Genomic DNA, 18,223 nt, shown 5'->3' with positions numbered 1-18,223 from the left:
CATTTTCATTCGCTAATGCAGTCGACAATCGTTATCATGGTGGCTGGATGTTGTTGTGTTCACAACCTGTTCAGCTTGAGCTGCGATATTCCGATGTCGATAACCGTCCGTTTTCCCGCCGAAGTCCGCGACTGGATCGCCCACAATCTGACGCGCGGCGTAGCGCCGCCGGCGATCGTGCAAGAACTGGTCGGCCGAAACAATCCAGTCGAGCTCGCGTCGGCAATGGTCGATGCGGTGTCGTCGGCATTTCTGTACGGCACACCGTTGCCGGGCGAAACGATTGAGGTCGGCGCAGCGCCGCTGACATACCAGCCGGAAGCGCTGCGAATCCCGCAAGGCCCGCTGATCACGCTCGGCGAGCGCAAGGTGCGCGTGGTCTCGCGCATGCAGCGGCCGGCCGCAGTTCAACTCGCCCACTTTCTCAGTGAGAACGAATGCGACCAGTTGATCGCACTCGCGCGCCCTCGTCTGGACCGCTCGACGGTGGTCGATCCGGTGACCGGCCGTAACGTCGTAGCCGGACATCGCAGCAGCCACGGCATGTTCTTCCGTCTCAGCGAAACGCCGCTGATCGCGCGCCTCGAAGCGCGTATCGCCGAGCTCACCGGGCTGCCGGTCGAGAATGGCGAAGGCCTGCAGCTGCTGCATTACGAGACCGGCGCCGAATCGACGCCGCATGTCGACTACCTGGTCTCCAACAACGCGGCGAACATCGAGTCGGTCGAACGCAGCGGACAACGCGTGGGCACACTGCTGATGTACCTGAACGATGTCGATGGCGGCGGCGGTGAAACGGTCTTCCCTCATCTCGGCTGGTCGGTTACGCCGCGACGCGGCGATGCACTCTATTTCGAATACGGCAACCGCTTCGGGCTGTCGGATCCAGGCTCGCTGCATGCGAGCACGCCGTTGCGCGCGGGCGAGAAATGGGTGGCCACCAAATGGATCCGCACGCGCCGCTTCGTGCCGCGCGGCAACACGTAACGCACAAGCCGTTACCCACAAGCCCACGGCATTCAGCGCTGGAATACTTCGTCGGCCACCCAGCCGTCCGCCGTCAGATACACGCCTTCGCGCAACTGCATTGTTCCTGCGCCCTCGATCACGCGCTTGATCATCGGGAACACGCGCTGCGCGTCGGCGTTCTTCGCCCACGGCGCCGGCTCGATCTTGTACGTGTAGACCACCGACGTCACCGTCTTGCCGTTCAGTTGCATCGGCTTTTCCCAGCCCACTACCTTGTCGAGCGTGAGCGTCGCCGCGCAGAAATCGGCCGGATGCGTCACGCTCGAGGTGGCCGTCGCGACCACTTCGGGCGAGTGCAGATAGTACTTCTGACCTTCGGGCGTCAACTGATACTGCCGCGCCATTGCGGTGATCTTCTTGCCGTCCGCGTCGACGCGCTCAACCTGCATGTCCTTGCCCGTCGCGAGTCCGAGCTTTTCGAGCACAGGCATCTGAAGCGCGTCGCGCGTACCGCTTGCGCGATCGTCGGTCGTTACGTAAATCGGCCAATCGTATTTGGCCAGGCACATATGCCCGTGCTTCTCGAGAAAACCGTTGATGGCGGCGGTGAAGTTTTCCCGATTGGCGACCTGGCTCGTGTTATGGCAACCGGAGAACAGTGTCAGGGCAATCAGGGACAGCGCGCCGCCAGCAAGGCGGGCGGCGGTAGAACGTTGCATCATGGTGTTTTGTTGCTCGGGTTGATTAGCTTCTGGATTGAGTCGTCGGTTGCGTATCGCGCGGCTTGAGCGCTGAGGCACGCGTGGCGGAATCGTGCGGCATGCGGTGCGCGGCCGGCCTTGGGCCAGGCCGCGCGCCGCTCGTCACTCGTTCGTCGTTAGTTAGTTGACGCAAGCACCGCTCGTCGGCGGCGTGGCAGGCGGTTGATAACCGTCCGTCAGCGTGTTCAGGAAGCAGATGACGTCGGCGATATTCTGCTGCGTCATTTGCGGCGTCGAGTGGACTGTGCGCGGCAGCGCGCCGTCCGCCGCGGTCGTGCCGCCCGCGTCGGTCTGCCCCTGGCCCAGCGGCAGCTCTTCGTCGATATTGCCCTGGAACTGCGCGGGCAGATCGTTGAAACGCGTGGCCGTGGCGCCCGATGCTGCCTGCGGGAACAGCGCGAACGACGGGTTCTGAACCATCTGGTTCGCATCGCCACCCGTGCTCGGATACCAATATTCCGGGTTCGTATCGCGCGTGTTGTAGAAGTTCAGCACCTGCACGAGCGAGTGGAATACGCCGTTATGGAAGAACGCCGTGCGCGTCGAGACGTTGCGCAGTGTCGGCACCTTGAAGCGGCCGCAGTACGGATCCGGAACATTGACACCGGTGAACTGATCCGGTCCGCCGCCGCTGTTCGCCGTGCCGGGCGGGTGAATCGTCGCGAGCGGACCGCACAGGCCCATGTCGACATACGCGGTATCCGCGTTGCTCGGGATCGGGTCCGGATTGCCGGGAATCTGCGTGTCGTTGCGCGGCGCGCCGATCGCCTGATACGTGAAGTCGGTCATCAACGCGACCGAGCCGTTGAAATTCGCGCCGCCGAAGTGGCAGGCCGCGCATCCTGCGCCGTTGTCCGTGTTATTGAAGAGCGCGAGTCCGCGCAGCTCCGCCGCGGTCAACGTGCCGCCGATCTTGTTCCCCAGATACAGGTCGAACTTGCTCGTGTACGGCTCGAAGCTCGGATCTTCTTCCTGGTATGCCTTCAGCGCCAGCCCAATGTCAGTGAACGCGGAATCCGTATTGGAGAAAACGCCCGCGCCGAACGCCTGCTGGAACAGCGGCGCATAGGACGCACTCTGTACGGCCTGCACCACGTTCGCCGCAGACGAATTGTTCATTTCAAGCGGATTGAGAAGCGGCAGCGATACCTGCGTTGCGAGCGTCGTCGCGCGGCCGTCCCACATGAAGCCGCCGCCTGGCGCGTTCCCCGTGATGCCATCCGGGTTGGCCGCGACGTCGTCGTACGGCGGCGTCATCGACTTGTAGCGCAGCGAAGGCACCGCGCGCTGGCCGGCCACCGAGGGATCCGAGCCGAGCTGTACGGACAGGCTGTTAGGCGGCCCGTACGCGAATTGAGGGCTATGGCAGGTCGCGCAAGACATGTTCTTGCCGCCCGACAGATTCTGGTCGAAGAACAGTTGCTTGCCGACCTGGGCAGCCGCGCTCAGCTTCACCTGCTGCGTCGTGCCGCCGCCGGTTCCGGGCGATCCGCTCGACGAGGTCTGGGACGAATCCCCGCTGCCGCCGCCACAGGCCGCCAGCATCAATAAGAGCGCACCCATGAGCGCGCCGACATAAAGCTTGCGCATATCGATTCCTTGCTGGTCCGCTTTGCCGTCGGTTCCGTTGGGGAACGGCATGGAGAGCGAACGCAGGTGGATGTCACACGATGCATGGCAGGCCGCGCATCACGCGGCCTGCCATGCATCGACTGGTAATGAACGAAGGGATACGTATCGGCGGCAGCGGAAGCCCGGATTGCGCCTTCCGCTGCCGCCTGCCCTGCTTACTTCTGCGTCCAGGCGTTGGTCTGCTTCGCGTCCGGACCGACCTGAGCGGTCGCGAGCGAAGTGCCGCTCACGTCGCCCGGGTTGAGGCGCTGCGTGTACCCCGCCGGAATGACGTAAGCGTGATTCATCGGGCGCACCGCATCGAAGTGCGTATCCGCGCTGCCGCTGAATTCAGGCAGGTTCAAAATGTTCTGAGCGATGAACGATTCCGTGTACTTCGCGCGGGCCAGGTACGTGGCCGGCTTCTGCGGATCGCCAATCTGGAACATGTCCTGCAGCGTACGCACGAACGAGAAGTGGCTGTACGAATCGCTGTCCGTGACCCCCTGCGTCCCGGTCTGCTGGTTGGTCAGCATGCCGAAGATCGAGTTGCCGTGGCCGAAGTTACCGTTGCTGTAGTTGAACAGCGGCGTCGCCACCGGCGAGAAGGTGCCGTCCGCGTTCTGCTGCACCGGCTGGTCGCCGCTCGCCTTCGACGTGTTCCAGCCGCAGCAAGAGGTGCTGGAGCCGCCGCCTTCGTCGAACATGACGACGATCGCCACCTTGCGCTGACGGTTCGCCCACAGCGGCGAGGCCTGGATCTTGTCGACGAGCAGCTTCACGTACGCGTCGCCACGCTGGATGATGTTGGTGCCCTTGCACGAGGTATCGTTACCCACGCCGTGCATGTCATCACACTGGTCCGGCATGATGAAGTTGATGTTGCCTACGTCACCGCTCGCAAGGTCTGTGCTGAACTGATCGTAGTTGTAGCCGGTCGGAATCGTGTAGGCCGTCGACTTCGCCCAGTCCGCAGCCGTGTACTGCGTGCCGAACAGGGTGCGGTTATCAGCGTAGAACTCCGGCAAATCACGCGTGGTCTGATAGGCCATGCCCGGATGGTGCTTCGTCTTGTACAGACCATTCGGAACCGCGAATGCCGTGCCCACCGAACCCGGACCCGTATAGGTATCCGACACCGCCGCATCGGCAATGCTGTCCGAGCGCGGATCCTGACCCGGGTTCATCGATTCGCTGTACGTACGCCAGTTCATACCGGCTTGCGACATCAGCGTGAACAGGCTTGGCGCTCGGATATTGTGGTTCGCGGCTGTACCGACGGCACAGTTCGCGCTACCAAAGTTCGAAAGATGCGTGCTGTCTTGCGGCGGCGTGATGCCGGTCGTCGCGACCAGCGGCGCGCCATCCGATGCCGTGCCGCCTGGGAACAGGGCGTCCGTCGGCGCATTGTTCACGCCGCTGCCCGGCGCGCCGGCACCGCAACCCCACCAGTTGTCGTCGGTGATACCCCAGTCGTCCGCGCCGCCGAGTGCCGTGTAGTTCGGCTCGCTCGGGTTGCCGGTTGCGTAGTAGGTCGTGAAGTTGTTGTTGGCGGCCAGCAGCGCGTTGATGTTCGGTGCGAACTGCGAGCCGAGAATCGTGTTCGTGCTCTTGTTCTCGAGCATCACGATAAAGATGTTGTCGTAGCGCGGAATGCCTTCGATGTTGAACGCCGCCTGCTGCGACTGCGCGAACGTAATCGCCGTTTGCGGCTTGGCCGGCACCACGGCGGTGGCGGTGCTCACCCCTGCGAGGCCGACCAGCGCCGGATCGCCGCCCGCGACAGCGAGGTTGTCCGGGTACATGTCGTGGCGATCGAGCTTGGTCGTCGCGTACGTGTAGCGGTTCGCCAGCTGGTTTTCTTCGAACAGCATGGACTGCTGCGCGGCGCCCGACAGCGTGTTCACGTCGCTGAGCACGGCCGATGCGCTCACGGCTACCGACGATGCACCGAGTGCCGGTGCGCTCATGCGCGCGGCCAGGTTGCTCTTCTCGGTTGCGTAGCTGGTGCCGTTCGCTTCGACGAGACGCTGCACTTCGCTCGACATCGGGCTGATCACGATGTTGGTCGAGCCCTGGTCGGCGATCTGCGCAGCCGAGGCGCGCAGGATCATGTGGCTGGCAACTGCCTGACCGTTGGCGGTGTTTTTAGCCTTGGTGCTGATATCGGCGATCAACTGTCCGGTGCCGGTGGTCTTCAGCGTGAAACGGCCATTCGCGTCCGTGGTCGTCGTTTCCGAATCGCACGCGCCGTCTCCGTTCGCGTCGAAGCACACGGTAGCGCCGGCGAAATAGCCTGCCTTGATAGTCGGGTTGCCGGTCGTATTGCCCGGAACAAAGCCCGTGGCTGAGACGACGCCGGATAACGTCTGCTGTTGCTGGGCAGTGCCGACGGACGTCGATGAACCGTCGTCGCCGCCTCCGCACGCGGTCAGCATGCACGCCGACGCGATCGAAGTTAGGAGAAGAGTATTGCGAGGTTTAGTAATGACCGACATATGTGGAGCCCCTGGGTAGTTGCGTTGCTACTTCTTGTGCTCTTTCGAACTCTGGCGGGGTCGGATTATCGGGACAAAAAATTAAGATTCTGTGAAAGGTTCCATTCAGCGTTATCGTTTATTTTTTTATTTCTTTCAATTTGATTTACATATTAAGGCATACTACAAATATACTCGCGAACAATGCATAGCTTCAGACACGATAGCTTTCTCCTCGATACGTCTGGGACCGGTTCTCCGCTATGTTTGGGTATGTCGTCGTATGACATACCCGCATGGGGTTGACGAACGCCCCCCCGATTCAGGAGCACTGTACCAAAAGCTTCAACCAGGCCACTTGAGCGCCGTCATAATCGGGTAATAAATGTGTAGTTCAATCGTATGCTGATAAGCATACTGAATTAGAGTGATGAAGCAGACCCACACCGAACTGGTCTACGACCTGACCTGCCCTTTCAGCACCGAGCCGCCCACCGCTTATAAACTGGCTCCCGAGGGCAACGATGATGCACCTCAATGTTGAGGATGCCGATACTCAAATAAAAGGCTACCCGCAATGAAGTTATAAAAAATTATCGCTTTACAGATTCGGCTAGGCCGGTTGATTCTTTTCGCCAGTGTCTCGATACCGATGTTTTTTGCTGCGTGGCCAACTATCGATTACATTCGCCCTCGCCCGCCTTTCCCTTAAGGCTAAGAACCCACCACTCTAACAGCGGACGCATCGTCGGCGCCGGCAATGCATCAAGACGCTTAGCGAAGCGTTGGTCCATGTATTCGACGGAAACGAATCTATAGATAGTGTGATGGCGGCGATACCAAGCGCCGCGTTCTGTCGACTGCGACCACGCACCTATTTCTGACGTCGAAATAAAGCAGTAGGCCCGTTCAATGTTCTATTTTCGGTAACATAGTCGGCGCTTCGAGACGTGCTCGTTCGCTCATCTCGTCGATGCCTGGTCATTTTCGTCAAATTTTGAAGGCGATCGACAGTCAAGCGACTCTATGTATTCAGTGGATCTCTTTGCAGGAATGAAAGATGTGATTCTCGTTGTCTCCGACACAGAGTCTCTTTACCAGACGATGCTAGCATCTGCGCAAGATGCTGGATATCAGGTTATGCTGGTCCATACATTCCCTGACGCGAACCGCGTTATTAGCACCGCATTGCCCTTGATTTTAGTCATGGAACCATTCGTGTCTGGGATCCCAACGGTATCTTTCATCCGTTATCTTCGTTCTTGGCGAAGGACAAAAGCCTTGCGGGTCATTGTGGTTAGCACAACCACTAGCGACCACGACTGTGTTGAGGCGCTAGACGCCGGTGCCGATGACCATATCATGGTGCCCTTTTCGGCGAGCGAATTGCTCTCAAGAGTGAGATCGGTTACAAGAGTGCTACCGCCGCCCAGCGCACTGCGGACCTGGCCCGTCACGTTTGGCTCTGTGACTTTAGATCGAATATCGCGCCGCGTAATAAGTCGCGCGGATGGTAAAGAAATAGAAATACGCCTGGGCCCAATCGGATTCGAGCTTTTGCATTTTTTCCTTTCCCGTCCTGAGACACTATTTGCACGCGACGAGATTTTGAGGGCCGTCTGGAGAGGTGACACTTCGTTGAGCAGTCAAAACGTCGCTGTACAGATTAGTTTGATCCGTGCAGAGATGCGTCGTTGTGCCGCGAATGTGGCAATAGAATCCGTTAAACGGCAGGGGTATCGAATGGTTACCCTCAGCGGCAATCACTGAACCGCAGCTTGCCGCATCGTGCCGTCGACTGTTCGAGATCATCGACCGCTATCGCTAGCGCGCTGTTAGCGAGGTCAAGTGGATGACTCCTAGCCGCCGACACCCGCAAGTCATTCGCCTGTCTCTCCCGGGCAGCATGCGAAATCCGATTGACTTATGTACTGATGTCCAGGTGGCGACGCACACGCCGGCAACATAAGCAGCAACGCCGGCCACAGCCGGCTCCAGTCGTCCTCGTGCGAGATGCCGTGCTTAGTAGCGGCTATCGGGCGCAGGCAATGACTAAGCGGTGTTACCTCAATAAGGTCCACTCTGTTTCGTCACCCTGACGAGCGACCAGTCGTAACCAAGTGCTCTCACTCGAGCCTCCAGACTGGCCAGGAGGTCGGGGGCGGGATGCGCTGCGCGCGTCAGTACCCATAGGTAGCGACCCGACGGCTCGCCGACAATCGCCCAGTCATAATCGTCGCCATGATCCAGTACCCAGTAATTGCCGTAGAACGGCCCGAAGAATGAAACTTTCAGTTTTGCATTCGTTTCCGGGTCCGCGATTTTCGCTTTGCCGACCGATTCCCTGAAATCGCCGGAGTCGCCCGGCTTGCGGCCGCGATTGACGACCTTGACCGTGCCGTCGTCGTTGAGCGAGTACACCGCCGTAACGTCGTCCATGTCCTTCTCGAACGACGCCTCATAGCGAAATTGTTCGTACCACCGGCCCATGTATCGGGTGAGGTCGACCGATCGGACCGGCTGCGGCACGGCGCGGTTGCCGACCGGGCCGGGTCGGGGAATGTACGCGCACGCCCCCAGAAGCAGCGCTGTTCCAGTTAGCGCAGCGGCAATAATTTTCTTTTGCATAGCGGGATTGTCCTTTCACAACGGGTTGCAAAGGTGATGAACCGGACTATGCGCCGGCAACCTCGCAGCCCGAACGCAATCGAAAACGTCGAAAACCCGACGTCGACGGAGGCCGCCCGCTGCAATGCCCTGTCAGGAGAGAGCCTTGATTTCCCAATCTGTCAGGAGCGGAACCGATGCGCAAAACGGCCCACCGTCCTTAGCCATCCCGGAGACCCGAGCAAGCAGGATGCCATTGCTCGCGATGACCTTGGCGGCTAGCGACGTGCGAATACCTGTGAGGGGGACCTTGGCGCGACGGGACCAATCCGTTCCTGCCTGGCCTGCATACGTGCCCGAGTTGATATAGACAAATCTCGTCGCCGGAGGGCCCTGAGTGAACTCTCCCGTTAGCCTGGGAGGATCTGAGGCAAGGTCGGCGAGGACTGAAAAATCGAATGTCAGTTCTTCACCCGATGACGTTGGCGCAACCAGTTCTGATTTCCCGCGTTGCAGGGCGAACCAAACATCTGACAGGGGCTCGGTCACAACAATTCGAAGTCGCAATTCCTGTTTCATGCTGGCTAGACAAGATGGTTTGGTTGAACAAAGCGATGGCCCGGCTGGACAATCGGGCGTTGCGCACCGGGAGGCAAGCGGACGCAGGATGCGTTGCGCGAGTCAACCCGGTGCATCGTTTGACGCGCCCGTTCTGGCTAGCCACGGGTACGTTTCAGAAAACCACGTATCAGCGGCACCATCTCGTCGAGCTTGTCTTCGAGGGCGAAGTGTCCGGTGTCGATCAAATGAAACTCGACTTCAGGTAAGTCTCGCTTATAGGGATGCGCGCCGTCGGCTGGAAAGATGAAGTCGTTCTTGCCCCACACGATAAGCATGGGCGGCTTGTGTTCGCGGAAATACGATTGGACCTTGGGGTACAGCGGTAGATTGCTTCGATAGTCGTAGAACAGATCGAGCTGGATGTCGTTGTTCCCTGGTCTATCCAGAAGTGCCTGGTCCTGAACCCAGTTGTCCGGCGATATACGAGTCGTGTCGGAGACGCCATCGGTGTACTGGAAGATAGTTGTCTTGAGCGTAAGCAATGGAGCAAGCGCCTGACGACTACTGGTGGCGCCGTCGTTCCAGTAGGTCTTGATGGGGTCCCAGAACTCCTTCAGTCCTTCGTCGTACGCATTGCCGTTTTGCACGATAAAGCCGGCGATGCGTTCCGGGTGCTTCAACGCAATGCGCCATCCGACCGGTGCGCCGTAGTCCATCACATACATGAAATACCGGGCCGCACCAAGTTGGGCCAGTAACTCGTCGACGATCTCGGCATAGCTGTCGAACGTGTAGGCGAATTCACTACGGTCCGGCGAATCGCTTTGGCCGTAGCCCGGATAGTCTGGCGCAATGACACGGTACTCGTCTGCCAGAGCAGGAATGAGATTCCTGAACATATGCGAAGACGTGGGAAAACCGTGCAATAACAATACGACCGGACCATCATGGGGACCGGCTTCGCGGTAGAACACCTTCACTCCACCCACTTTAGCGAATCGATGATGGACGACCGGGATAGTGTCGTTTGCCCGGTCGCGACTACTCGTAACCTGTTGTTCCATTGCACAACTCCATAGGCGAGCGGGAGCCTCCCGCGTAGTTGGACAGCGCGAATTAACCTTAGCATCGCGCGCGCGGCCCGTTTGGCTATATGCATCGAAGTGTGCGATAGGTTCAACTGCGCGAATGCGAGGAAAGCTTCAACGCACACAAGCCCGCCAAATCAAATTACAACAATCGGGAATATATCGTCAGCTTTTGAAGTTATGCACCGTGAACCGTACAGGAGACCGTCGGATATTCCCGCGGATCAGCGCCTGTACCCGTTTTACGAGGACGATATGTCATTCACGCTCCCAACTGATCCGGCACGTCGGCGTGCCTTGAAATGCCTCGCCTTCGGTGGTGCGGGGACTCTGTTCGTGCTGGCCGGCGGCGTACTCGCGCCGGTCGACATCGCCTCGGCTGCCGATCAAAAACATCGTGCGGCCGCTGCAGGAATGCCTCTATTCCTGCAGATCAGCGACACCCATATCGGTTTCAACAAAGAGGCCAATCCAGACGTGGCCGGCACGCTCGCGCAGACGGTCGACTACGTCAACGCCATGCCCATCAAGCCGGCACTCACCCTTCATACGGGAGACATCACCCACCTGTCCAAGCCGCAACAATTCGACGATGCCTCGCAGTTATTGTCGCGACTGAAAATCACCGAGTTGCATACCGTTCCAGGCGAGCACGATGTCACGGACGGAACCGGCATGGAATATTTCAATCGCTTTGGCCGGGCGTCCGCCAATAAAGGCTATTACAGCTTCGATCATCAGGGCGTCCACTTCATCGCGCTGAACAACGTCATGAATTTCAAACCGGAAGGCCTCGGCGCGCTCGGTGACGATCAACTCGCCTGGCTGAAGGCGGATCTTGCCAAACGCTCATCGAGTACGCCGATCGTCGTGTTCGCCCATATGCCCTTGTGGACGATTTACCAGCCATGGGGCTGGGGTACCGGGGACGCGGACGAGGCAATGAGCTATCTGAAGCGCTTTGGCTCCGTCACTGTCCTGAACGGCCATATCCATCAAATCGTTTCGAAAGTGGAAGGCAACATTACCTTCCACACCGCGCGCTCGACAGCCTACCCTCAACCGACCGCAGGCAACGGCCCCGGCCCCATGCCGCTGACCGTCCCCGCAGCCGAGCTTCCGAAAATGCTCGGCGTGACGGACGTGAAGATTGCGCTGACGTCTCCTGGCGCGACGCTAACCGATACAACCCTCGCCTGACCGCGGCGGCGCACCTTCAAAAACCCGTAGGCTGCAACCGGAAAGCTAACCCTGGTTTCTTAAGCATGCCTCACTGCTATAGGTGATGTGTCGATATCGGCTGATCGCTGTGTTCGGCCATTTCACGCCTGGAGAAAGACGGATATGAGCAAGTCTATTTTGAGTACCGCAATGACGATCGTGTTCGCTTCGGCGACACTCAGCGTCGCCGCGCATGCAGCATCGGCAGGCGATCCGGCTGCAGGAAAAATCGCCTATGGCGCGTGCATGTCGTGCCATTCGATTGGAGACAACGACATCGGACCTGCGCACCACGGCGTCGTAGGACGCAAGGCGGGATCGGTACCGGGATACTCGTACTCCATCGCGCTCAAAAACTCGGGCATCGTCTGGACACCCGAGATGATTGATCGTTGGCTGCAAGGCCCACAGAAGCTGGTTCCGGGAACGAAGATGTTTTTCTCGGTGGGAGACCCCAAGACTCGCGCAGACATCATCGCTTACCTCGCCACGCAGAAGTGACGATGCGCTATCCGGCAGCACGATAGTCCCAACGCGAGGACGCGAAAAGACGAGCTCCTCCCCACTGCACATATTGGAACGCATGAACCATCCTTGACGATGCCGAAATCGTTGGTCTAGTCTAGCGCAGCAAAGTATTGATCAGACGAAACCATCGATTGGAGACACGTCGTGCCGGTACGAACTTGCTCAACCACGGATGAGATTTCCCGCGCCCAGGAACGCGGCGACAAACTGGCTTCAAAAAACCCGAGCAGTTTCGCAAAACGCGCCACGTGTTGCGGGATCTATGCGTTGCTCGGGTCCTTTGCGATCGGCGTGTCGGCACCCGCGGCCGCAACGGATCTTAAGGTCGACGGCTCCGTGGTTCCGCCAACACCGGAAACGGGCTGGCTCAAGATGGGCACGTCGACTTCCGTGAATGGGCAAAGCATCACGGTCAACAATCGCTATCTCGAGAAAAACGGCAAACCCTGGTTACCGGTGATGGGGGAATTTCACTATTCCCGCTTTCCCGCTGACGAGTGGGACACCGAGTTGGCAAAGATGAAAGCCGCGGGCGTCAATGTCGTCGCGACCTATATCATCTGGAGTCACCATGAGCCCAAAGATGGCCAATTCGATTGGTCCGGCAACAGGGACTTGAGGCGCTTTGTCGAATTGTGCGCAAAGAACGGACTACAGGCGTTCGTGCGAATCGGGCCTTGGGCTCACGCAGAAGTTCGCTATGGCGGCGTGCCTGAGTGGATCGTCAATCAGATGCCGACACGCTCGAACGACGCGGTTTATCTCGGTTACGTCGAGCGGTTTTACCAGCAGATTGGAACGCAGCTCAAAGGCGAACTGTGGAAAGACGGCGGCCCGGTTATCGGCGTTCAGATCGAAAACGAATACAACCTGACGGGACCTTTGCGCGGCGCGGATCACATTGCAACGCTGAAGAAAATGGCGCGTGACGCGGGCCTCGATGTGCCGCTCTATACGGTGACCGGCTGGGATAACACGGTCTTCCCGCATCAGGAAGTCACGCCAGTATTCGGCGGATATCCCGACGAACCTTGGGGTCTCGATGACAAGCAGAAGCCGCCCACCGAGCCGTATATGTTTCGATTTACGAGCCGGGTGGGAGGCAACCTCGGTGCGCAAACGACGAATGTCTCGACCGGCGACGCCGACAAGGTGACTGTGCATACGCCATTTCTCGGCGCCGAATTCGCGGGCGGCCTGCCGGTAATGTACCGGCGCCGGCCGGTCGTCGCTCCGGACGACATCGGCGCCATGCTTCCGGTTCAGCTCGGCTCAGGCGTGAATCTCTATGGTTACTACATGTTCCACGGAGGTCGCAATCCGCCCGGCGAGTTGAACCTGCAAGAGTCGACGGCATCGGGCGGCTATAACGATCTGCCGATCGTCAACTACGATTTCCAGGCCCCTTTCGGCGCGAACGGAGAGCCGCATGACGTGCTCGGGAAAATTCGTCCCGTGCATGCCTTTCTGCAGGAGTGGGGTTCCGACCTTGCACCGATGACGGTGTCTCGTCCGGATGTTCTCCCCAGTTCCACCGCTGACCTGACTACGCCGCGATTCGCGTTGCGCTCGAACGGATCAAGCGCCTTTCTGTTCATGAGCAACTACGTGCGTCAGTACAGCATGACGCCACAGCATGACGTTCGCTTTGCAGTGAAGCTGGCTCACGAAACCGTGCTGGTGCCGTCCTCGCCGATCACCATTCCTTCGGGTGTTTATTTCATCTGGCCCGTCGCGCTCGATATGCACGGCGTCCAGCTTCGCTACGCGACCGCTCAGCCCGTTACGCGGCTGGACACGGCAGAAGGACCGCTCTACGTCTTTCACGAAATAGACGGCATTCCTGCCGAATTTTCGTTTGCGGCCGGTACGCGCGTGTCCGTGGTCGAACCGGCGAATACTGCACAGGCCGACCTCGGCGATCCGGCGCGTGTCGTCATCCATAGCGGCCAGATCGTGCAGTTGCAGTCCGCTCAGGGAGCCCATGCGCGCATCCTGCTGCTCTCCGCGAAACAGGCCGGGAAGCTGTCTGTGCTCGACGTGAACGGGCATCGCGAACTGGTCCTGAGCGATGGGCAGCCCTTCGTGCGAGATCGCGATCTGGTGCTGCGCACGACAGATTCACACGGCTTTCATTTCGGACTGTTCCCGCCACCGGTTACGGCGCCGAGCGGGAATTTCGACGTGACGCGAACCGCAGCAGGACCCGACGATAACGTCGCGTTCCAGTGGTATGACGCGACCGTTCCAGGCAAGGATCTGCAGGTCACAACATCGGTGATCCGGCCAGCCGGCTCCGTTCCGCCGATCGCGACAGGCGGCGTAGCCAACGCAGCGATCGAGCCTTATCCGGAAACCTTCGGGAAAGCCGCGGCCTGGAAAATCGACCTGCCTTCCGAGCCGCTCAAGGGCGTGAGCAACGCGTATTTGTCGATCTCTTACGTGGGCGACATCGGCCGGCTTTTTGCCGGTACGGCACTCATCGACGACAGCTTCTATAACGGTCTGGACTGGAATGTCGGGTTGAAGGAGCTCCGCGCGAGTTTATCTGCTCCGCTCACGCTGACGGTCCTTCCACTGCGCGATGACGCGAAGATCTATATCGACGGCAAGTATCGGCCTCAGGACAGCACGGGCGGTCAGACAGCAGAGCTAAAAAGCGTGCGCGTGATTCCGGAGTTCGAACTGTCCATCTCCGGTCTGTGAAGTAAGCGAGACGGCACATCACGCGTTCTTCAGGCTGACTAACTTTCCGAAGCGGGCGCGCGTCATTCGCGCCCGCCATTTCTCTACCGCTTCTCGTCGCGCACAAAATACCAGTGGTACAACATGCGCTGCCCGACACGCCTGAACGGCGCGAACATATGCGGCGGCAACGGCGAAGTGAAAATCGGCAAGGTCTGCTGCGCGCCCTTGCCTGCTATCCGCTCGGCTAAACGCCGCCCCGCCTGCGACGAATACGACACGCCGTTACCGCCGTAACCGAGCGCGTAATAAACCGGCTGTCGCGCATCAGGCTGAAACACGCGCGGCATCATGTCGTGGCTCACATCGACCCAGCCCCACCATGAATAATCGATATCAATGCCCTGCAGCGCCGGAAACTTGCGCTGCAAACCATGCATCAGCAGGTCGAAATGGCGCGGATGCGGTGCGTCGCGGCCCGTAATCGCACTGCGGCTGCCGATCTGCACGCGGTTGTCGGGCAGCTTGCGGTAATAGAAGCGCAGCGTGCGCGTATCGGTCAGCACCTGGGTCGTGCGAAAATTGCACGCGTCCAGTTCGGATGCCGTAAGCGGCCGCGTGACCATCGAGTTCGACAGAATCGGCATGACCTTGTTGTGCAACGAAGGATGCAGACCCGGCGCCGTATAGGCACCCGTCGCAATGCCGACCGCTCGCGCGCGTACGATGCCGCCCGGCGTGCGCAAATGATGCACATTGCCGACCGTTTCCCAACCGATAACGGGACTCGCCGTATGCACCTTCGCGCCCGCTTCGCGCGCGAGCCGCAAATAACCATAGGCGAGCTTGAGCGGATGAATGCCGATGCCTTCCGGCTCGTGCAGCGCGCCCGCCGCCTCGGCATCGTTCACATAGTCGCGGCGAAACGCCTCGGCGCCGAGCAGCTCGGACGGGTAGCCGAATACGTCCTTCCAGACCTTCGCCTCGGCCGCGAGCTTTTCCATGATGCGCGGCCGGTGCGCGATCAGAAAGTGGCCGCCTGGCTGCGGATCGCAATCGATCGACGCCACGAGCGACTTGAAAGTCTCGAAGCCCTCGCGAATCTCGTCGTGCATCTTGAGCGCGACATCCTTGCCCCAGCGCTCGATCCATTGCGAACGCGACAAGCGCCCCGACGCATTCTGTCCTTGCCCGCCATTGCGGCTGCTGCAGCCCCAGCTGATACGGTTCGCCTCGAGCACGACCGCGCGGATGCCGTGCTCGCGCGCCAGAAAAAGCGCCGTGCACAGGCCCGTATAACCGCCGCCGATAATCGCCACGTCCACATCCATATCGCGCGTGACGGGGCCGTCGTCGGGCGGCGCCGTGCCGGCCGTCGCGGCCCAGTAGGTCGGCGCGTATTGCTTGCCCTGCCCAGGCCCGGGCGAGACGAGCGGGTCATAGGTCGGGTCGTATTGCGCGTAGTGGTCTGCGCTGCCATCGCCACTAACGCCGCCGTCGCGAACCATGGGCGAATCCGGTTCGCCGAGATGAATCACACCGTGTTTCATGCGAATCTCCCCTTGCGCATCAGGCAGGCTGTTGCGGACGGTCCTTGCGGAAGGCCCGTTTCACCGCGATCAAACCGTCGCGGAACTCGAACAGATCGCAGCCTTCCGCCTCGATGCGAAAGCCCTGTGTGTGCGTGCCGCTGAACACCCATTCGGACACGCCGCGATCGCCGGTCACGAAATGCCTGCCGTGTCCCCACCGCGCATCGGGAAACGCCTTAAAGACCGCTTCGAAGGCTGCGCGCACGGCATCCTTGCCGACATAACGCGTGCCGTAGACCTCGTTGCCGCCCGCTGCATCGAAGACGCAGTCGTCGGTCATGAATTCCATCAGCGCGTGCGCGTCGTGGCGGTTGAAGGCATCGGAAAAAGCGGCGAGTGTGTCGGCCGTGACGGCCGGCGCCGGGTTGAGCGTGTCAGGCATACCGTGTCTCCAGTGGAATCGCCAGATCGCCGCATAGCGTTGCGCAATGCGTGCGATGGCACTGTCGACACGTTAGGTAAGCCGCGCGCGCGGCGGTAGTTCCAGTTGGACGGATTCGCCTGGGCCAGCGGGAAAATTGGGTTCAGTGCGTCAGGTTCAGTGCGTCGGGTTCAGTGCGCCTGCGATGCGCAGGTCTCGCGCATCACCTCGGCCAGCACCTGCACGCCCGCATCGATCTTTTCCGGCTTGATCGCCGAAAAGCCCATACGAAAGCAGCGTTGCTGCTCGAGCCCCGCCATAAAGAACACATTGCCGAGTTCGATCAGCACGCTGCGCGCTTGCGCGTCGGCGGCAAGACGCGCGGCGTCGAGCCCGGGCGGCCCCTCGACCCAGCACGACGCGCCGCCCGTGACCGGCACGTAGCGTGCGTCGGGCATATGCGCATCGAGCGCCGCCATCAGCAGTTGCGCGCGTTCGCGGTACGCATGCGCGAGCTTGCGCAGCAAGGTGTCGTGATGCCCGAGCGCCAGAAAATTGGCAAACGCGCGCTGGATCAGCGCCGCCGGATGACGCACCATCAACCGCCGCAGCGCGCGCAGCTCGTGGATCAGATCGCGCGGGCCCACCACATAGCCAAGCCGCAGCCCCGGCGCAAAGGTCTTCGACAAACTGCCGATGTAAATCACGCGATCGGCCGTATCGAGGCTCTTTAACGCCGGATGCGGCGCGCCGGTGAAGTTGTTCTCGCTTTCGTAGTCGTCCTCGATCACGACGAAATCATGGCGCTGCGCGAGCTTCAGCAGCGCGCGGCGCCGCTCGATCGGCATCGTCACCGAGGTCGGGCACTGGTGGCTCGGCGTGACGTACACGTAGTCGCATTGCGCGAGTACGTCGCGGTCTTCGTCGGTCCGCACGCCGCCGCCGTCCACCGCGAGCGGCAGCAACCGCGCATTGCGCGTCAGAAAAATATTGCGCGCATCGGGATAACCCGGGTTTTCGAAGCCGACCGTCGTGCTCTCGTTCGCGAGCAGGTCGGCCACGAGGTAGAGCGCCTGCTGCGCGCCGATCGTCACGACGATCTCGTCGGGCTTCGCGAACACGCCGCGCCGCGGCAATACGCGCGTACAGATCTGCTGGATCAGCCCTTCGTCGTCGCGCTCGATCAGATCGGGCGCCCAGTTGCGGATCTCCATGACCGACAGCGCCTTGATACAGCACTCGCGCCAGTCATTGGTCGGAAACAGCGTCTGGTCGAACTGACCGTAGATAAACGGATACTCGTAGTTCTGCCAGTTGCGCGGCTTGACGATGTTGCGCTGCATCGAAGGCGGCCGCGGAATACGCCGGTTCCAGTCGGGGCGCGCATCGGCGTCGGCAGCATTTTCCGGTGCGTGTGCGCCCGTCGCATCGGCGTCGGCCCCGGCTTCGCGCCAGCGCGCAAAATCGTGCTGCCCTTCGAGCATCGACGGATTCACAAAATGGCCACTGCGCTCACGCGAGATCAGATAGCCTTCTTCGACAAGCTGCTGATACGCGAGCACCACGGTATTGCGCGCCACGCCGAGCTGGTCGGCCAGTTCGCGGCTCGACGGCAAGGCGTGACCGGGCATCAGCTGACCGTCGAGGATGGAAGCGACCAGCATTTGCCGGATTTGCGCCTGCAGGCTCAGGTTCGGTTCGGGCGAGCGCTCGAACCGCTGGGTCCAAAGAACCGACGAGGCCCGGCTAGGCATGTTTTCTC

At 60.3% G+C, this 18,223-nt stretch carries 14 protein-coding genes; 5 read left to right on the top strand and 9 right to left on the bottom strand.

From position 1 onward, the window contains the following. Positions 1 to 93 precede the first annotated feature (93 nt). Positions 94 to 987: a 2OG-Fe(II) oxygenase gene (locus KZJ38_RS11165; RefSeq protein WP_219795975.1), complete on the top strand. Its 894-nt coding sequence runs from the start codon at positions 94 to 96 to the stop codon at positions 985 to 987. Positions 988 to 1,019: 32 nt separating this feature from the next. Here the strand turns inward: KZJ38_RS11165 and KZJ38_RS11160 are convergent, their stop codons facing one another. The 3 genes from KZJ38_RS11160 to KZJ38_RS11150 all read right to left on the bottom strand — a co-directional run bounded on the left by KZJ38_RS11160 (position 1,020) and on the right by KZJ38_RS11150 (position 5,839). Further along, positions 1,020 to 1,691, bottom strand: a complete 672-nt coding sequence (locus tag KZJ38_RS11160; RefSeq protein WP_219795974.1) for a hypothetical protein — start codon at positions 1,689 to 1,691, stop codon at positions 1,020 to 1,022. A gap of 159 nt (positions 1,692 to 1,850) precedes the next feature. Beyond that, entirely contained in the window at positions 1,851 to 3,320 is a 1,470-nt protein-coding gene (locus KZJ38_RS11155) for a cytochrome-c peroxidase (RefSeq protein ID WP_219795973.1), read from the bottom strand. 197 nt (positions 3,321 to 3,517) lie between these two features. Next, complete coding sequence (locus KZJ38_RS11150) at positions 3,518 to 5,839, bottom strand: alkaline phosphatase family protein (protein WP_219795972.1); 2,322 nt, start codon at positions 5,837 to 5,839, stop codon at positions 3,518 to 3,520. Between the two features lie 1,005 nt (positions 5,840 to 6,844). Between KZJ38_RS11150 and KZJ38_RS37105 the strand changes: the two genes are divergently transcribed. Next, positions 6,845 to 7,588: a response regulator transcription factor gene (locus KZJ38_RS37105; RefSeq protein ID WP_425518242.1), complete on the top strand. Its 744-nt coding sequence runs from the start codon at positions 6,845 to 6,847 to the stop codon at positions 7,586 to 7,588. A 297-nt stretch (positions 7,589 to 7,885) separates the two neighbouring features. On the opposite strand, the gene KZJ38_RS11140 is transcribed toward KZJ38_RS37105, so the two are convergent. The 3 genes from KZJ38_RS11140 to KZJ38_RS11130 form a co-directional block, all read right to left on the bottom strand. Further along, on the bottom strand, positions 7,886 to 8,446 hold the full coding sequence (locus tag KZJ38_RS11140; RefSeq protein ID WP_219795970.1) for a lipocalin family protein: 561 nt from the start codon (positions 8,444 to 8,446) through the stop codon (positions 7,886 to 7,888). Between the two features lie 132 nt (positions 8,447 to 8,578). Continuing rightward, on the bottom strand, positions 8,579 to 9,004 hold the full coding sequence (locus KZJ38_RS11135; protein ID WP_219795969.1) for a DUF5990 family protein: 426 nt from the start codon (positions 9,002 to 9,004) through the stop codon (positions 8,579 to 8,581). A gap of 137 nt (positions 9,005 to 9,141) precedes the next feature. After that, positions 9,142 to 10,050 (bottom strand): alpha/beta fold hydrolase, encoded by a 909-nt coding sequence (locus KZJ38_RS11130; protein ID WP_219795968.1) that lies wholly within the window; start codon positions 10,048 to 10,050, stop codon positions 9,142 to 9,144. Positions 10,051 to 10,329: 279 nt separating this feature from the next. On the opposite strand from KZJ38_RS11130, the gene KZJ38_RS11125 reads away from it, so the two are divergent. The 3 genes from KZJ38_RS11125 (at position 10,330) to KZJ38_RS11115 (ending at position 14,529) form a co-directional block, all read left to right on the top strand. Then, on the top strand, positions 10,330 to 11,274 hold the full coding sequence (locus KZJ38_RS11125) for a metallophosphoesterase family protein (RefSeq protein ID WP_219795967.1): 945 nt from the start codon (positions 10,330 to 10,332) through the stop codon (positions 11,272 to 11,274). Positions 11,275 to 11,445: 171 nt separating this feature from the next. Further along, positions 11,446 to 11,796: a c-type cytochrome gene (locus KZJ38_RS11120; RefSeq protein WP_219795966.1), complete on the top strand. Its 351-nt coding sequence runs from the start codon at positions 11,446 to 11,448 to the stop codon at positions 11,794 to 11,796. A gap of 294 nt (positions 11,797 to 12,090) precedes the next feature. After that, the gene (locus tag KZJ38_RS11115; protein ID WP_246641428.1) at positions 12,091 to 14,529 is read left to right on the top strand and encodes a beta-galactosidase; all 2,439 of its coding nucleotides are present in this window, start codon (positions 12,091 to 12,093) and stop codon (positions 14,527 to 14,529) included. A gap of 83 nt (positions 14,530 to 14,612) precedes the next feature. Here the strand turns inward: KZJ38_RS11115 and KZJ38_RS11110 are convergent, their stop codons facing one another. From KZJ38_RS11110 to pdxR, 3 genes are all read right to left on the bottom strand, one after another. Beyond that, the gene (locus tag KZJ38_RS11110) at positions 14,613 to 16,016 is read right to left on the bottom strand and encodes an NAD(P)/FAD-dependent oxidoreductase (RefSeq protein ID WP_219800249.1); all 1,404 of its coding nucleotides are present in this window, start codon (positions 16,014 to 16,016) and stop codon (positions 14,613 to 14,615) included. A gap of 61 nt (positions 16,017 to 16,077) precedes the next feature. Next, entirely contained in the window at positions 16,078 to 16,482 is a 405-nt protein-coding gene (locus KZJ38_RS11105; protein WP_219795965.1) for a nuclear transport factor 2 family protein, read from the bottom strand. Between the two features lie 170 nt (positions 16,483 to 16,652). After that, positions 16,653 to 18,215, bottom strand: a complete 1,563-nt coding sequence (pdxR, locus tag KZJ38_RS11100; RefSeq protein ID WP_219795964.1) for a MocR-like pyridoxine biosynthesis transcription factor PdxR — start codon at positions 18,213 to 18,215, stop codon at positions 16,653 to 16,655. Positions 18,216 to 18,223: the final 8 nt, after the last annotated feature.

Origin of the sequence: Paraburkholderia edwinii (assembly GCF_019428685.1) — a bacterium.
GTDB classification, from domain to species: domain Bacteria; phylum Pseudomonadota; class Gammaproteobacteria; order Burkholderiales; family Burkholderiaceae; genus Paraburkholderia; species Paraburkholderia edwinii.
This window is presented reverse-complemented; position numbering and strand designations above follow the sequence as displayed.

Bases quoted from the DNA above. Each gene is read 5' to 3' on its own strand.
- KZJ38_RS11165 (WP_219795975.1), top strand. From the start codon at position 94: ATGTCGATAACCGTCCGTTTTCCCGCCGAAGTCCGCGACTGGATCGCC.
- KZJ38_RS11160 (WP_219795974.1), bottom strand. From the start codon at position 1,691: ATGATGCAACGTTCTACCGCCGCCCGCCTTGCTGGCGGCGCGCTGTCC.
- KZJ38_RS11155 (WP_219795973.1), bottom strand. From the start codon at position 3,320: ATGCGCAAGCTTTATGTCGGCGCGCTCATGGGTGCGCTCTTATTGATG.
- KZJ38_RS11150 (WP_219795972.1), bottom strand. From the start codon at position 5,839: ATGTCGGTCATTACTAAACCTCGCAATACTCTTCTCCTAACTTCGATC.
- KZJ38_RS37105 (WP_425518242.1), top strand. From the start codon at position 6,845: ATGTATTCAGTGGATCTCTTTGCAGGAATGAAAGATGTGATTCTCGTT.
- KZJ38_RS11140 (WP_219795970.1), bottom strand. From the start codon at position 8,446: ATGCAAAAGAAAATTATTGCCGCTGCGCTAACTGGAACAGCGCTGCTT.
- KZJ38_RS11135 (WP_219795969.1), bottom strand. From the start codon at position 9,004: ATGAAACAGGAATTGCGACTTCGAATTGTTGTGACCGAGCCCCTGTCA.
- KZJ38_RS11130 (WP_219795968.1), bottom strand. From the start codon at position 10,050: ATGGAACAACAGGTTACGAGTAGTCGCGACCGGGCAAACGACACTATC.
- KZJ38_RS11125 (WP_219795967.1), top strand. From the start codon at position 10,330: ATGTCATTCACGCTCCCAACTGATCCGGCACGTCGGCGTGCCTTGAAA.
- KZJ38_RS11120 (WP_219795966.1), top strand. From the start codon at position 11,446: ATGACGATCGTGTTCGCTTCGGCGACACTCAGCGTCGCCGCGCATGCA.
- KZJ38_RS11110 (WP_219800249.1), bottom strand. From the start codon at position 16,016: ATGGTTCGCGACGGCGGCGTTAGTGGCGATGGCAGCGCAGACCACTAC.
- KZJ38_RS11105 (WP_219795965.1), bottom strand. From the start codon at position 16,482: ATGCCTGACACGCTCAACCCGGCGCCGGCCGTCACGGCCGACACACTC.
- pdxR (WP_219795964.1), bottom strand. From the start codon at position 18,215: ATGCCTAGCCGGGCCTCGTCGGTTCTTTGGACCCAGCGGTTCGAGCGC.